The sequence below is a fragment of the Chryseobacterium sp. CFS2 genome, assembly GCF_036543225.1.
Lineage (GTDB): Bacteria > Bacteroidota > Bacteroidia > Flavobacteriales > Weeksellaceae > Chryseobacterium > Chryseobacterium culicis_A.
In genome coordinates this window covers 399,771-415,367 of sequence record NZ_JAZHQU010000002.1, presented here as the reverse complement: position 1 = coordinate 415,367, position 15,597 = coordinate 399,771, and the positions used below count along the sequence as shown (strand labels likewise).

Here is a 15,597-nt window from a genome sequence, read left to right as displayed (position 1 = left end):
TTATTAATTGATTTTATAGCTGGAAATTTTCCAGTCTCCATTTACATTTTTAAGCCCGAAAGTTACTTTTAAAGAAGTCGTCTTACCGCTTTTATCCGTTACGTCATAAGTAGCGTTTACGCTGGCACTGTTTGCATTAGCACCGCTGGTAGTAATATTCTTTACACTTACGTTTTTTACCGATCCAAAACCTGAAGTAGGGTTTGAAAAGGATTCATAACTTCCCCAGCTTGGATTGCTTGCTGTTTCGTATGCTGCTTTTAAATTCTGAGAACTTACACTGTTCAAAAATTTGCTTACGGTATTTTTAGGGTCTGCTGTCGGTTGCTTTGGCGCTGCCGGAGCTGCCGGAGTAGCTGTTGCAGGATCAGTTGTTGCACCAGGAGTAGCTGTTGGATTGTTTGGATCAATTACAGCACTTGGTTGTTCAGGAACAGCGGTTGAATCAGTTTTAGGAACTGTAGGAACTTTTAATGCTGCTGCATTTACATCAAGACCGATTTTAGACATTTTGAAAGTCTTAGCCGTTGTTTTTACAGAAACCGTGATATCAATTTTATTGTCTATTACTTTTGCTGCCGGAATAGAGGAGAATTTTAAATTGAATCCTTTAAAGTTATTATCCTGCATCAGGTTTTTGGCAGTAGCCAGTCTTACCCCGTTACTGAACACTTCAAGAGTGGCTTCCAGACCAGCTCCCGTGAAAGATACAGGATTTCCGGCTGTATCTACAAGTCTTGGAACAATCTGAATTGCCGTAGGCGCTCCGGTTCCGTCATCTCCTGTAGGTCTTGTTACAAGGCTTAATGACCCTGCTTTTACATCATTAGGATCGCTTTCTTTGGCTTTATCATCTCCGAAGATATTCATTTCTCCAAGTGATGGTGGAGCAGTACTTGCCCATTCTATTCCGTTTTTCTGTGCAACTTCGTCAGCCAGAGACATGATTTCAGGAACTTTTTTCCCGTTAATCAGTTTTCCAAGAGCTTTTAATTCATTGATATCACCATCTGCCTCTACTCCAAATGTTTTAAGGATATAAAGAGCTTCATTAAACTTAATCTGCTTAATGGTAGGTAAACTGGAAGTCATATCATTGATACTTGACTGCAGTGTTTTAGTATTCGTAGCATCTACATGATCTTTCTTACATGCTGTAAAAAGCAACAGACTGAAAACAAGTAGAAAAGAAAACTTTTTCATTTTTATTTGGTTTGTTGCAAATTTAATAAAACCTTTATTAATACTGGATTTTATTTTTTACTTTATGTTTTTTGCTGAATTATTATTCTTTTCCGAAAATGTATGCTGTTCTTTTAATTTTAGAATTCAATCGGAATATTTACAACATGGAAAGTAGTGCTGAACAGAGTTTCTATTATTTTTTATTGGCTTGTTCTTTTAGATCACCTTTGAAAAAATTGCTAAAAATAGTCTGCATATTGGGAAATGATGAATCCTGCCAGTAAGATGTTTTATAATTGCTGTTGTCTTTATCGAATTTCACTTTCTCAATATCATTGTCATTGCTAAAATTAAGTTCTGTAGGATAAAAGTTGGTATAAAGTGTTATCTGATTGTAATTGGGTTCACTTTTATGTTTCAGTTTTACAAAAACAAGTTCATTATATTCCAGGAAATCCTTAAGGGTCTTTTCTGATCCTTTTTCAAAAGACATGTTTAAAATTGTTTTTATATCGTAAAATCTGTATCCAAAGAATGAAAATTCTTTATCCTGAAGGGCAGTACCAGTCACCTCTATTTGGTCTTTGTATTCACCCTTCACCTCTTTAATGGTATTTCTTTTTGTTTTATATTCTTCCGGATTTCCAACATTTTTAAGTTTGGGCAGCTCCAGAGAATTGCTATAGTCCCATTTTGAAGTTTCCTTTTTCTCATTTTTAGACTCTGTCAGTCTGAAAACTCTGTACTGTTCTACATTCGTGCTTTTCAGTTTTTTTGTTTTATTATCAAAAATGTAGGTTACAATTCCGTCTGCATAGCTATTCAGCTTATTGTTTACCGTTACATAAGCATTAAAGTTTCCTTTGATGAAAATGTATTTGGCGGGCTTATTATTTTTGATCACTACCGTTTCAATTTCCTTTACCTGATCATTGATTTTTATCACAGATTGATCAAAGTCGGAATAGGATAGGGTGGCCACCGGAAAATTATTATAAACAAGCTGAAACTTTTCCTGGGAAGGTGACAGAGATTGTTTGTCGATCTTGCCTTCAATATCCGAATATGCGAGAATAGCCCCATCTTTTCCAAACACAGAAACTCTGGGAAGAGGATTATTACTTTTTTCAGAAACGAACGTGATTGTCTGAGCCTGAATAAAACTATAGAGAAACAGAAAGAAGGAGTAAATGAAAAGTTTTGTTTTCATAATAAGATTTTGTTTTTGGTTGTTGATCTCATTATAGAGACGCATAACGAACAGAATGGTTGCCTGTTGCTAGATATACATAAAAAAAAGACTGATCGTTTTACCAATCAGTCTTTTATATTTTTATTTTGTTACAAGTCCTTAGAAAGGATACTCATAAATTTCAGATTCGTGTAAGAATGGGTTTCCTGTAGGAATCAACTTCAGTTTAGATAAAGCTGAAAGAACAGTAAACATAAATAATCCTGCTACGAATAGAACCGCTCCCAGGATTAACAAGAATACTTCAGGAGTGTTCCAGTATGGTCCTACCGTTCCTGGCATTACCATGTTGAAGTAATCTAAAAGGTGTCCTAAGATCACTACTACTGCCATTGTGGTAACTACTTTGTAGTTTCTCTTGATGCTGCTGCTTACTAATACCAATAGCGGTAATAAGAAGTTAACAATCAGCATTGGTAAAAACGTAGTACCATAGTGCTGGAATCTACCGAAGAAATAGTTAACCTCTTCCGGAACGTTTGCATACCAGTAAAGCATGAACTGAGCGAACCATGTATATGTCCAAAGCATACTTGTAGCGAAAAGGAAAACTCCTAAATCGTGTAAGTGGTTGTCATTGAACTGTGGTAAGAAACCATTTTTCTTAAGATAAACACTTAATAAGATGATGACAGCAATACCACTTGATAGGCAGCTAACCATTGAATACCAGATATACATTGTAGAGTACCAGTGAGGGTCAATAGACATCAACCAGTCCCAAGCCCAAGCTGCAGAAGCAAATCCGAAGAATACGATATATCCTACTGCCCATCTGTAAAGGAATTGATATTCTACTTTTGATTTTGTCTCGTCTACTTTTTTAGACTGAGCTTTCAGTTTCCAAGCGAAGAAAGAAGCACCTAGTACATAGATGAACGTTCTGATTGCATAGAAAGGAATATTTAAGAATCTTTTCTTTTCAAATAGGATCACGTCAAAATGAGCAGACTCTGGATTTGTCAATTCAGGGTCCATCCAATGGAATAAATGGCCATTATGAGTGATGTTTAAGATCATCAGGATAATCAGGATTGCACCACCGTAAGGAATATAAGAAGCAATAGCCTCCATTACTCTTGTGATGATAATAGGCCATCCTGCGTGAGCTGCGTGCTGAATACAGTAGAAGAACAGTACAGCGCAACTTACTCCAAAGAAAAAGACAGCTACAAAATGCAGCGATGCTAATGGCTGGTTGTGAACCTGAAGCTCAGCATGCTCTAAATGAGCTGCGTGATCCTGTGGTCCAACCATTTCACTTGAGTGTGTAGGAGCATTATGACCAGAAGCATGAACAGCTTCCATCATTTGTTCTATTTTCTCAGTAGAAATTCCTTTGTTCAAAAAGAAACCAATACCGAAAAGAACTAAACCTACAACAAGAAGTATTATAGAAGTTGATTTTAATTTTGGTGAAAAACTATACATTTCTTTCTTATTTTTTAGTTTCGGTAGTCGTTTCAGTTGTTGCTGGTGCCGCCGCTGTAGCTGCTGCCGGTGCTGCTGCTCCTTTTTTGAAAGCACTCATCACATACAATGCCACTCTCCATCTGTCTCCTGCGTTCAGTTGCCCCGCATAAGATCCCATTGCATTTCTACCGTTTGTTAATACATAATGAACAGATCCTACAGTAATTTCTCTGTCTGCATAGTTGGGTACTCCGGAGAATGCCCCACTTTGTACGATAGGTCCTTGTCCATCACCTCCTGTTCCGTGACATGCCGCACAAGTGTGATCAAACAATATTTTTCCTCTTTCAATATCCTTAGCTGCATTAGCCGGGTTTAGAGGAGATACTGTAAGTTTTTTAGAAGCTTCATACCCGGCGTTGTACTCGTCAACATTTTTAGGTAATAAGCTTTCTTCAAAAACGCCATCTTTATTTTGAGCAACTGATCCTTCTACTGGAGAAAGACCTGTTGCACCACTATTTTTAACAAAAGCAGGAATTTCATTTTCATGATCTGAATAAGCATCCTGAGCTTTCATCAATGGATCATAAGCTACCGGAAAATACATGTCCGGGAAATATACCAGCGGAGTATTCTCCTTTGGTCCGCAAGAGTTAAGTAAAACTGTTGTTAAACCTAAAACTGCTGTAATTTTTAATACATTCTTTTTCATTTTAAGCGTCTTTAACAGTTATTTCTTCAACTCCAGTTTCAATAAGCAACTGTTTTACAGATTCTACATCTTCAGTTACAAATTCCATCATGAATTTATCATCAGTAGTTCTCGGGTCTGGGTTCTGAGCTGGAGCTCCCGGATACATTTTGTTTCTAACCAAGAAAGTTAAAGACATCATGTGAGCAGCACAGAATACCATTAATTCGAACATTGGAACTACGAATGCCGGCATGTTGTGTGCCCAGTCGAAAGCTGGTTTACCACCGATATTCTGCGGCCAGTCATGATTCATCACATACCAAGTTACAGTAGCACCGATAGTAACACCGTAAAGAGCATATAAGAATGCGGCATCAGAAATTCTTGTTTTCTTTAACCCTAAAGCCTTGTCTAGTCCGTGAACCGGAAACGGAGTATATACTTCGTTTATCGCGATTCCTTTATCGTTGAATGCTTTAACGCCGTTCATTAAATCGTCGTCGTCAGCATAAAGTCCGTATACAATTTTAGTGGTGCTCATCTCCTTCTTTTGCTTTATAAGTTTCACCTGAGATTTTCAAAATCGATTTTAATTCAGCCTGTGCAATTACAGGGAATGTTCTTGCGTACAATAAGAATAATACAGAGAAGAATCCGATAGTTCCTAAATATACACCCACATCAATGATCGTTGGCTTAAACATTGTCCATGATCCTGGTAAGTAGTCTCTTGAAAGGTTGATAACGATGATATCAAAACGCTCAAACCACATACCGATGTTAATGATTAATGCAACAATGAATGTCCAGATAATGTTCGTTCTAAGTCTTTTGAACCAGAAAGAAGCAGGAACCACAAGGTTACAGATGATCAATGACCAGAATGCCCACCAGTAAGGTCCTACAGCAGCACCTGGAGAAAGATATGTGAAATCTTCAAATCTAGATCCTGAGTACCATCCGATGAAATATTCAGTAGCATAAGCTACAGTTACCATACCCCCTGTAAGAACGATTACGATGTTCATAATTTCAATATGATACATTGTAATATATTCTTCTAAGTGACACACTTTTCTTGCAATTAACAATAGTGTCTGTACCATTGCAAATCCTGAGAAGATCGCCCCAGCAACGAAGTAAGGAGGATAGATTGTTGAGTGCCATCCTTTAATAACTGAAGTTGCGAAGTCAAAAGATACGGTTGTGTGTACTGAGAATACAAGTGGAGTAGCCAAACCTGCAAGAACCAAAGAAAGTTCTTCGAATCTTTGCCAGTGTTTTGCTTTACCACCCCAACCGAATGCAAGGAATGTATAAATTTTCTTAGTCCAAGGAGTTTTAGCTCTATCTCTGATCATTGCAAAGTCAGGGATAAGTCCCATGAACCAGAATACAGTTGATACTGAGAAATACGTCGAGATCGCAAATACGTCCCAAAGTAGAGGAGAGTTAAAGTTCCCCCAAAGAGAACCGAACTGGTTTGGTAAAGGGAATACCCAGTATCCAACCCAAACTCTACCCATGTGGATTACAGGGAAGATTGCTGCCTGTACAACCGCAAAGATCGTCATCGCCTCTGCAGATCTGTTTACAGACATTCTCCATCTCTGTCTAAATAATAATAATACTGCGGAGATTAGGGTCCCGGCGTGACCGATACCTACCCACCATACGAAGTTGGTAATATCCCAACCCCAGTTAATAGTTCTGTTAAGCCCCCATGCTCCAATACCTGTCCCGATAGTGTAAGCGATACAGCCGAATCCATAGAGGAATAGAACTAGTGCAGCATATAATGAGATCCACCATAATTTACCTGCTCTTTCTTCGATAGGTCGTGCGATATCTTCTGTAATATCGTGATAAGTTTTGTGACCAATAATTAGAGGTTCCCTTATCGGAGCTTCGTAATGTCCTGACATTTTTTACCTATTTATTATTTAAACTTTATTTTTCTACTCTGTTTCTTACTTTAGTATGATAGAACACGTTTGGTTTTGTTCCGATCTCCTCTAGTAAATAATATCTTCTGTTAGAGGCATATACCTTTCTAATAGAAGAATCTTTATCATTCATGTCTCCAAATGTCATTGCTCCAGTAGAACAAGCTTTAGAACAAGCAGTCTGGAATTCTCCATCCTTCACTCTTCTTCCCTCTTTCTTAGCCTCAAGAATAGTATTCTGAGTCATTTGGATACACATTGAACATTTCTCCATTACCCCTCTAGTTCTTACAACTACGTCTGGGTTAAGTACCATTCTTCCTAAATCATTGTTCATGTTGAAATCGAACTTTTCATTTAGGTTATAAGTAAACCAGTTGAAACGTCTTACTTTGTACGGACAGTTGTTTGCACAATATCTTGTACCGATACATCTGTTGTAAGCCATATGGTTTTGACCTTGCTTACCGTGTGAAGTAGCCGCTACCGGACATACCGTTTCACATGGAGCGTGGTTACAGTGCTGACACATTACAGGTTGGAAGATTACATCCGGATTATCTGCAGGGTGGTTTAATGCACCTCCGTCTCCGAAAGCAGTACCGTACAATTCTGGTACAGCCATTCCTTCTTTCAATCCTTCGTATACTTCTACTTTTTGTCTTGAAGAATAGTAACGGTCAATTCTTAACCAATACATATCTCTAGACATTCTTACCTCTTCTTTACCTACTACAGGAACGTTGTTCTCAGCCTGACAAGCAATAATACATGCTCCACAACCTGTACAAGAGTTCAAGTCAATAGATAAGTTGAAGTGAGGACCATCAGTATCATCAAATGCATCCCAAAGGTCAATTTTTCTTGCTGGAAGAGCTCCACTGATTGTGTGGTATTCCAAAGGCTTGTTCCATCCTTTGTGCTCGTCATCAAATGGTACGTTGATGAATTCAGCTAAAGGCACTTCCTTCGCGATTTCGTAACGACCCATTAATGTATTTTGAAGCTGGATGCCTGCGAATTCGTGATCTTCTCCTGTCTTCTCGATTTTAACTCCGGAAAGAACAAGGTTTGAACCATCAAATAAAGGATAAGCATTTACCCCTGTATCAGCAGTTGCTCCTGAGTTTTTCTTACCATAACCAAGCGCAAGACCTACTGATCCTTCTGCTTGACCTGGCTGTACGAATACAGGAACGTCTTTTATTGTAACTCCGTTTACCGTAAGGTTTACGATAGAACCATCTAACTGCATTCTCGCGTTAAGGTCGTTATCGATCGCAAACTTTTCTGCATCTTTTGGAGAAATTGTCAAGTAGTTATCCCAAGACATTCTAGTGATTGGATCAGGTAACTCTTGTAACCAAGGGTTGTTTGCCTGAGTTCCGTCTCCCATTGAAGTCGTAGTGTATAATACTAATTCTAATTCGGAAGCTTTGAAGTTTCCTAATTCAGCAACAGCCTGAGCCGCGTTTCCACCAGCGTAAGATAATGTTGTTGAATTTGTAGAAGCATTGATCCCGTTATATAATGCTTTGTTGAAAGAAGTACCACCTAAAAGAGAAGCTGAGCTTGCCTTTAAATAATCGTAGTAGTTGTTTGCTGCATTATTTTTACCATTTTTCCAAACCAATAGAGATTCTTCAATCTGTCTTGATTTGTAGATCTTCTGGATCGTTGGCTGCATTAATGAATATACTCCTGTCTGTGGTTCGATATCTCCCCAAGACTCTAACCAGTTAGCAACCGGAATTACAGCTTTCGCTGCTTTGTACATTTCATTTTTCTTATCAGCAACAGCAATTACATAAGGAACTTTTGATAAAGACTTTTTGAAGTCTTCTCCTTTTGGATGAGCATAGATAGGATCTACATTGTTGGTAACTAATACACCAACTTGTCCACCATTTACCCAACCTAGGAATTCCTGATATCTTGCACCGTTGAATTCTTTTAGGAAGTTTGCTTTACCAGTGAAAGCTACTGAACCTAATTTTTGGTTGATTAAGTGTGCTAAAACCTGTGCTCCTTTAGAACCGTCAGCAAAAACAACAGCTTTGCTTCCTTTTGCTTTCAATTCGTTTGCAATTTCAGTAGCAGTCTTATCAGAAGTACCACCACCTACGATTGCGTTATAAACTTCAACTAATGTTTTGTTTACTGCACTTGGCTTTAATCTGTATCTTGAGTCAGCGTTAGCACCCGTTAATGACATGTTAGATTCCACTTGGATGTGTCTCAACATGGTTGCACTTGGTTTTCTAGCTGCTGCATAAGAAGACTCTAAGCTGGATGCATTATAATCTCCTAAGAAATCGGCCTGGAAAGAAACTACCAACTCAGAACCATTAAGGTCATAAACAGGTAATGCTCTTTGTCCGAATACTTCCTGAGCAGCATCTAGTCCTGCAGCATAAGGATATGCATCGAAGGTTACCAGTTCAGCTGTAGGATATTTAGCTTTGAATTCAGCGAATAGCTTTTTGAAAGTTGGCGAAGCAAAAGAGTGTGATAAAACCACAATCTTTTTGCCTGACGCTTTAGCTTCTTCTAAACCTTTGATCACAAAACTGTCTACTTTATCGAAAGTTTCGTCTTTACCGTCTAGTTTAGGCTGTTTTACTTTATCGTTATCATAAAGAGAAAGTACACTTGCCTGAGCTCTTGCATTAGTTTTACCTAAATCACCACCAGCCGGGTTTGGTTCAATCTTAATGGGTCTACCTTCTCTAGTTTTTACTAAAACACTAGCGAAATCGAAACCATCAAAATATGTTGAAGCGTAATAGTTAGGGATTCCCGGAATAATATCATGTGGCTTTACCACATAAGGAATCGTTTTGATTACCGGAGCTTCGCAGGCAGCTAATGTTACTGCTGCTGTAGAGAATCCTAGTAATTTAAGGAAATCTCTTCTTGAAGTACTTGATCCGTTTGTCTCAGCATCTCCAAGGAAATCTTCTACCGGAATTTCTTCCTGAAACTCTTTCTGAGCCAGCTTATTATTCAAAGCTGGATCTTTAAGTTCATGAATACTTCTGAATTGTATTTTGTTTGAAGCCATTTATACTTCTAATTTTTTAGTTATTAATAATGACATTTACCACACTCAAGACCTCCAATTGCATCTACAGTGATCTTACCTCCATCTTGTGGATATTGTTTTTTCAACTTGTCATGTAGATTTTTGAAGTACTCTTTATTATAACCGTTGTTCATATCAACTTCAGTCGTTCTGTGGCACTCGATACACCATCCCATAGTAAAGTCGTTAGCCATCTGAACAACATTCATTGTGTCAATTTTACCGTGACAAGCTTTACATACAACATCAATTTTGTTGTTAGGATTCTTTTTGTTGAAAGAATTGATGATCGCTTGTTCTCCAGCAATTACGTGCTGAGAGTGGTTGAAGTAAACGAAATCTGGCATGTTGTGGATTCTTGTCCATTCAACCGGCTGTGTTTTTCCTGTGTACTGTTGTTTTGCAGGATCCCAACCTGTTGCAGCGTAGATCTTCTGGATTTCTCCGTCATAGAATGCCTTGTCTTTTCCTGGCTCCATGTAGTGATCTGCGTTGTATTCAGAAATTGTTCTGTGACAGTTCATACAAACGTTCATAGAAGGGATCTCAGATACTTTTCCGTATTTAGCACTAGAGTGACATAACTGACAGTCAATTTTCTGTTCTCCAGCGTGGATTTTGTGAGAGAAGTAGATAGGCTGCTCAGGTTTGTACCCTTTGTAAACCCCGATCCACATTAACCAGTTCCATACTCCGTAAGCGGCTAAAATAGCAAGAATTGCCAATAACCCTTTACCAATGAAGTGGAACTTCTCATACATTTCGCTGAAAGAACGAACTCTTGTTTCATTAAGTCCTGCTAATTCTTCGGATTGACCTAAAGTTACCAATTGTCTTAGTTTAACCAAGATCCAAACCAGTAAACCTGCAATCGCTAAAAGTGAAATGATGACAACGTTTGTTGTAGTTTTGTCTGCAGGTGCTGCCGCAGTAGCGTCAGTTGCAGGAGTTGCTTCCGGCTTTTTCTCCTCCGGAGCGGGAGGATTAGTTGTGAAAGCTAAAATGTCGTCAATATCCTTATCTGTAAGATTTGGAAAGACCTGCATTTCAGTCTTGTTAAACTTTTCAAAAATCTCATTGGCGTATTTATCCCCAGAAGCTCTTAGAGCTTTGTTGTCTTTGATCCACTTGTGAAGCCAATCTTTGTCTACACCACCTTCTGTCTTTACACGTTCTACAACCCCTTTTAATGGTGGTCCTACAACTTGTTTGTCCAGCGCGTGACATGCAGTACAATTCGCTTTGAAAAGTTTCTCTCCGTTTTTAGGATCGCCGTCTTGCCCGTAAAATGAAGCACTGGTTGATAGCAATAAGCCTATTGCGATCAACGTTTTTTTATAATGCTTTCTCCAACTAATCATTTAAATTATCTTATGTTAGTAAATTATTGAACATTCAATCAATTCCGCAAAAATAATATTTTTAACAGGAATTTAACGGTATATCGAAAAGGGAAAATATCATTTACGTTTAATTTGTATTGATTCTAAATAACCAGTTTGGTATAGTTTTTTAATTTGTATAAATTTGCGGAAACAAGTTTAAATGAGAAATCTAATCAAAATATTTTCGATATTATCATTATTTGGATTTTATAATATTGAAGCACAGCAGGTTGTTAAAAAAGATACCCTATCGGGAACGGAGCTTGTCATAACGATGGATTCTAAAATTAACGCTGCTTTGGAAGGAGTTGAAAGTAAATGTGCTAAAGTTACCCCTACAAATTCCTCTAAAGATTTTAGCAACAATGATAGTGGAATTTCTACGGGAATCAATACAAAACCTCCTAAGATCTTTGTGCCGAGCAGAGAACTTACCAATGCGGAGATTTGTAGAAAAAATCCTAGAATTTTAGGCTTCAAAATTCAGATTACAACGGTGAAAAGTAATGAGGAGGCTAATGAGGTGAAGTCGTATTTCAGAAAAAGATTCCCTAATCTGAAAGTGGAAACGGATGCGTCTTTAAGACCTAATTACAAAATTTTAGCCGGAAGTTATTTCACAAAACAAAGTGCTGCCAGTGATCTTTCCAGAATCAGAGAATACTTTAAGTCTGCTGTAGCAGTACAGTATAGAATTTTCTGTGCGGAGGCAAAATAGGAGTAGTTTATTTCAAAATAAAAACAGAAAGCTGAGAAATTTTTCTCAGCTTTTTTTATCGGTAATAGTTTTCCATAAACCAGAAAAATTCAGTCATTCTGAATATATTATTAACCAGCAGATAGGCAAATAATATCACCAGGGTGAATGTTAAAAATGCCATGATTTTCGGAGAGGATCTGTAGGCAAAAAAGAGCCATCCTAAAAGAAGAGGGTAGACAAAAACAAAATGTCCTCCATAGATATAGGAAGTGTGAAGCCCAAACCTCATCACACAGTGGATCATGATGTCAACCAGAAACGAAATAGCGATTACCTGAACCCATTTATTCTTAAAATTTTTAATATAACTCCAACTTATCAGTATCAATAATAAGGCTATGAAAAGATATGGAAAGGGTGATGAATAAAGATCCATATAAAGCCCTTTGAAGTTAAATCCTTTCATATTATGTTTGTCAGACATAATAAATCCCGGGAAAAGAATATTCCCTCCGAAAAAGAAGGAAAGAATCATGTCCCATGTCGGCATGGATTCTACATTTGAGAACTTTTCATATTGTTGGTTTGTTTTGGAAAAGATATTCTGGTATTTAAAATCAATTCTGTTCAAATAAAGAAGTACAAAGCAGATCACTGAAACGATTACCCTGAATGCTGCATTTCCGAATTTTTTCCAGTTGCTGAAAAGATCTTTCTCAAAAAGAAGAGGAATGAAAACTTTTACAAAGTTGGTAATCGTAAGTCCTCCGATGGTTATCCCCGCCAGTGATAATGCTGCAGCAGGAGTTTTTTCTTCTTCCCTTAATTTTATAGCTGCATAGTGATTGTATAGTGAGAGTAAAAATAGGGTATAGGTGAAATTCTCTGGAGTAAATGACAAAATAATATTGGTTGAAAAAGCTCCAAAGAACAGAATGATTACAATGCTTAGCCATAAAGGAAGGCTAATGATGTTCTTTAAATATTTGAAAACCTGAATAATATTCAATGTGATGATCAGGTTGCTGAGCCATGCCAGGGTGAGCCTGAAATTGGCATCCATTTTTCCTCCGGAAATAAATAATGAAAATTCTCTTACCCAATTAAAAAAATAGTAGGATAATGGGTGTCTTTCAAAGCTTCCTCCTGTCATCAGGATCGATTTATTATCAAAACTGAAGTAAGCATCCCACGGAATTCTGCTGTCAAAAATAATCCGGTAATGAAGAGCGATATAAGATCCCAGAATTCCGTAACAGATCATGAAAAACAGGAATACTGCCATTTCTGTATAAGTGGAAGGGAAAACCAATTTAAAAAAATTGATGATTTTTGTTTTGATATAAGACACGTGTCAAATTTTTTGCAAAAGTAAAATAAAAAAACCACCAAAATTGGTGGTTCTAAAAGTTTATATAAAGGTTCTTATTGTTTGATTACTTTTTCTGTTTTGGAAGTTCCATCCAAGAAGTCTACTTTTAACAGATAGATTCCTTTTGGAAGTGAAGAAATATCCAATCTCTCAGAATTGTTGTTAAGCAGAGATTTTCCACTTGCATCAAATACTGTAGCAGATTTGATTTTTTTGTCTGTTTTTATATTGATTTCTCCTCTCGTTGGGTTTGGATAGATATCCGTAATACCTGTTACTTTAGCATTGTTTTCCTGAGTTGCTAATGTAGCACTTGCTAAAACCTGTACATCATCTATTGAAAGACTGTCTGCATCATTGGCTACATAATGAAATCTTACTTTAACATTTGCCTGTCCTGCATATGAAGACAAGCTCACAGTAATTGCCAGAGTTTCATAATCAACAAATAATCCATAGTTTTCTTCCACCCATACCTGAGTCCATGTAGTACCTCCATCTGTGGAAACTTCTACTTTTAGGTCTCCGTTAGGATTAGGATCAACCATGTATTCGTATCCTATTTTAGCGTTGAACTTAAGTACGGGACTTGTTGTTCCTACTAAACTGAAAGAAGGACTTGTTAAATGAGCATCCTGTGCCTGAGCAATCCATCCGATCCCTGCGGATTTTCCTCCTGTGATATTAAATGTTGCTTGTCCGGTTGCATTAAATATGGTTGTGGTAAATCCCCAAGGTCTTGAAGCCACATTTGTTCCGGTTGTCCATCCTGTTGGAGGAAATGTCGTGCCCTGAAAAGTCTCTGTGAGAATCTGTGCATTCCCAAGTATAGAAGAGACTAGGAAAATGAATAGTAATTTTGTTTTCATTTGGTTTACGTTTAAAGTTGTCAGTAAATGTAATAAAAAAATGAAAATAATTACACGTTTTTTGATTTTTTATAAAAAATTATTAATTACGAACTACATGAAAGAGTGGAACATCCGGCTGTGTCATCATATCCGGCTGGTCTTTTGGCCGAGAACTCGGGGTATATTTCCTGATATGGATTTTCGAGGGCTCTGGTCAGTTTTTCAAGCATTTCTTTTTTGCCGTTACTGATTTCTTCAATACACTCATAAAGAAGATAATTTCGGAGGATAAATTTGGGGTTAGCTTTTTTCATCATCTCTAAAGAGGCTTCTCCCGAAATTGAGTTTAAAGCGATTCTTGCTTCATAGCTTTTGATGAAATTATTGAGTTTTTCCCGTTTTTCTTCATTCAACATAATATAAGAGACTTCTTTAAAATGTTCTGATATATTGGTGTTCTGAGTTATTTTTTCCAGTTGATTGAAAAATAGGGTGTAATCCAGCTGAAGTTCCTGCATAAGACCCTGCCAGTTAGTGAAAAATTCTTCATCCTCTTTTTGAAGCTGATCAAAACCGAATTTTTTACAAAGCATGTGGTCATGAGCTTTCCAGAAGTAAGTGCCGAAATTATTTAAAGTGTCTTCTAAGAATTTTTCATCTTTGATTAACGGGTGAAGGGCATTCGCAAGCTGCCAAAGATTCCATTGTGCGATCTGTCCCTGTTTTCCGAATGCATATCTTCTTCCCGGAAGATCTGTCGTATTGGGGGTGAAATTCAAATCATATTCATCCATCATAGAATAGGGGCCATAATCAATCGTTAATCCGAGAACTGACATATTATCTGTGTTCATCACTCCGTGTACAAAACCTACTCTGAACCATTCAACGATTAGGTTGGCAGTCCGGGTACAGATATTTTCAAAAAAGTCTCTGTATTTCTTGCTGTCAGTTGCTGTAATTTCCGGGTAATAGTTTTCAATGGTAAAGTCGGCAAGCTCCTGAAGGCTGTTGTACTCTCTTTGAGCAGACATCAGTTCAAAATGTCCGAAACGTAAAAAACTTTCAGCAGTTCTGATAACCACGGCTCCTTTTTCTAACGCTGGATTTCCGTTATACATGATATCGCGCATTACCTCTTCTCCGGTAAAAGCAAGACTCAATGCTCTTGTGGTGGGAACACCCAAATGATACATTGCCTCACTCATAAGGTATTCACGTACAGAAGACCTTAATACGGCTCTTCCGTCGGCATGTCTTGAGTAAGGAGTGGCACCAGCGCCTTTCCATTGGATTTCTGTCTTTTTTCCTGTCTCACTGATAATCTCACCAGCAAGGATGGCTCTTCCATCTCCCAGCTGCCCGGCCCAGTTTCCAAATTGGTGTCCTGCATAAGCTGTGGCATAGGTTTGAACGTTTTCCGGAAGATTATTTCCAACCAGAAAATCCAGATCTTTATCATTATATTTTCCTAAGCCTATTTCCTCTGATAAAACTTCATTAAAAGCAATCAGTTCTGGTTTGTCAAAGCCGGCAGGTTTAATGGTGGCAAATAAAACCTTAGGGGTATTTCTCTGCATGGAATTGTTGGAAAAATCACCAGGAAAATTTTCAATAAATGGCTGTCTGATACGTTCGATATTCATCCTTCAAAGGTATTAATTATAAAAGAAATGACCTTCCAAATTATTGAAAGGTCTTATGTATTTCT

General features: G+C 37.6%; 12 protein-coding genes. 1 reads left to right on the top strand and 11 read right to left on the bottom strand.

Annotation, left to right across the window (positions count from 1 at the left end; all coding sequences use genetic code 11):
- Positions 1-3: 3 nt before the first annotated feature.
- From ODR02_RS05230 to ODR02_RS05195, 8 genes are all read right to left on the bottom strand, one after another.
- A complete protein-coding gene (locus tag ODR02_RS05230; RefSeq protein ID WP_209786379.1) occupies positions 4-1,203 on the bottom strand; it encodes a hypothetical protein in 1,200 nt (399 codons plus the stop codon).
- A 175-nt stretch (positions 1,204-1,378) separates the two neighbouring features.
- Positions 1,379-2,395, bottom strand: a complete 1,017-nt coding sequence (locus tag ODR02_RS05225; RefSeq protein ID WP_309511774.1) for a hypothetical protein — start codon at positions 2,393-2,395, stop codon at positions 1,379-1,381.
- 141 nt (positions 2,396-2,536) lie between these two features.
- Complete coding sequence (locus tag ODR02_RS05220) at positions 2,537-3,868, bottom strand: quinol:cytochrome C oxidoreductase (protein WP_209786377.1); 1,332 nt, start codon at positions 3,866-3,868, stop codon at positions 2,537-2,539.
- Positions 3,869-3,875: 7 nt separating this feature from the next.
- Positions 3,876-4,565, bottom strand: coding sequence for a c-type cytochrome (locus ODR02_RS05215; RefSeq protein ID WP_105683094.1), 690 nt, complete (start codon positions 4,563-4,565; stop codon positions 3,876-3,878).
- A 1-nt stretch (position 4,566) separates the two neighbouring features.
- Positions 4,567-5,088 (bottom strand): DUF3341 domain-containing protein, encoded by a 522-nt coding sequence (locus tag ODR02_RS05210; protein WP_047376185.1) that lies wholly within the window; start codon positions 5,086-5,088, stop codon positions 4,567-4,569.
- Entirely contained in the window at positions 5,075-6,472 is a 1,398-nt protein-coding gene (gene nrfD, locus ODR02_RS05205; protein ID WP_047380200.1) for an NrfD/PsrC family molybdoenzyme membrane anchor subunit, read from the bottom strand. Before nrfD ends, ODR02_RS05210 begins: the two co-directional genes overlap by 14 nt.
- Positions 6,473-6,497: 25 nt before the next feature.
- Positions 6,498-9,557 carry a TAT-variant-translocated molybdopterin oxidoreductase gene (locus ODR02_RS05200; RefSeq protein WP_309511773.1) on the bottom strand — a complete coding sequence of 1,020 codons (3,060 nt, stop codon included), beginning with the start codon at positions 9,555-9,557 and terminating at the stop codon, positions 6,498-6,500.
- Between the two features lie 23 nt (positions 9,558-9,580).
- A complete protein-coding gene (locus ODR02_RS05195; protein ID WP_105683096.1) occupies positions 9,581-10,939 on the bottom strand; it encodes a c-type cytochrome in 1,359 nt (452 codons plus the stop codon).
- A gap of 184 nt (positions 10,940-11,123) precedes the next feature.
- On the opposite strand from ODR02_RS05195, the gene ODR02_RS05190 reads away from it, so the two are divergent.
- A complete protein-coding gene (locus tag ODR02_RS05190; RefSeq protein WP_309511772.1) occupies positions 11,124-11,681 on the top strand; it encodes an SPOR domain-containing protein in 558 nt (185 codons plus the stop codon).
- 55 nt (positions 11,682-11,736) lie between these two features.
- On the opposite strand, the gene ODR02_RS05185 is transcribed toward ODR02_RS05190, so the two are convergent.
- The 3 genes from ODR02_RS05185 to ODR02_RS05175 all read right to left on the bottom strand — a co-directional run bounded on the left by ODR02_RS05185 (position 11,737) and on the right by ODR02_RS05175 (position 15,532).
- Positions 11,737-13,014: a DUF6080 domain-containing protein gene (locus ODR02_RS05185; RefSeq protein ID WP_309511771.1), complete on the bottom strand. Its 1,278-nt coding sequence runs from the start codon at positions 13,012-13,014 to the stop codon at positions 11,737-11,739.
- Between the two features lie 74 nt (positions 13,015-13,088).
- Positions 13,089-13,904: a T9SS type A sorting domain-containing protein gene (locus ODR02_RS05180; RefSeq protein WP_309511770.1), complete on the bottom strand. Its 816-nt coding sequence runs from the start codon at positions 13,902-13,904 to the stop codon at positions 13,089-13,091.
- A gap of 86 nt (positions 13,905-13,990) precedes the next feature.
- Positions 13,991-15,532 (bottom strand): protein adenylyltransferase SelO, encoded by a 1,542-nt coding sequence (locus tag ODR02_RS05175; RefSeq protein WP_309511769.1) that lies wholly within the window; start codon positions 15,530-15,532, stop codon positions 13,991-13,993.
- Positions 15,533-15,597: the final 65 nt, after the last annotated feature.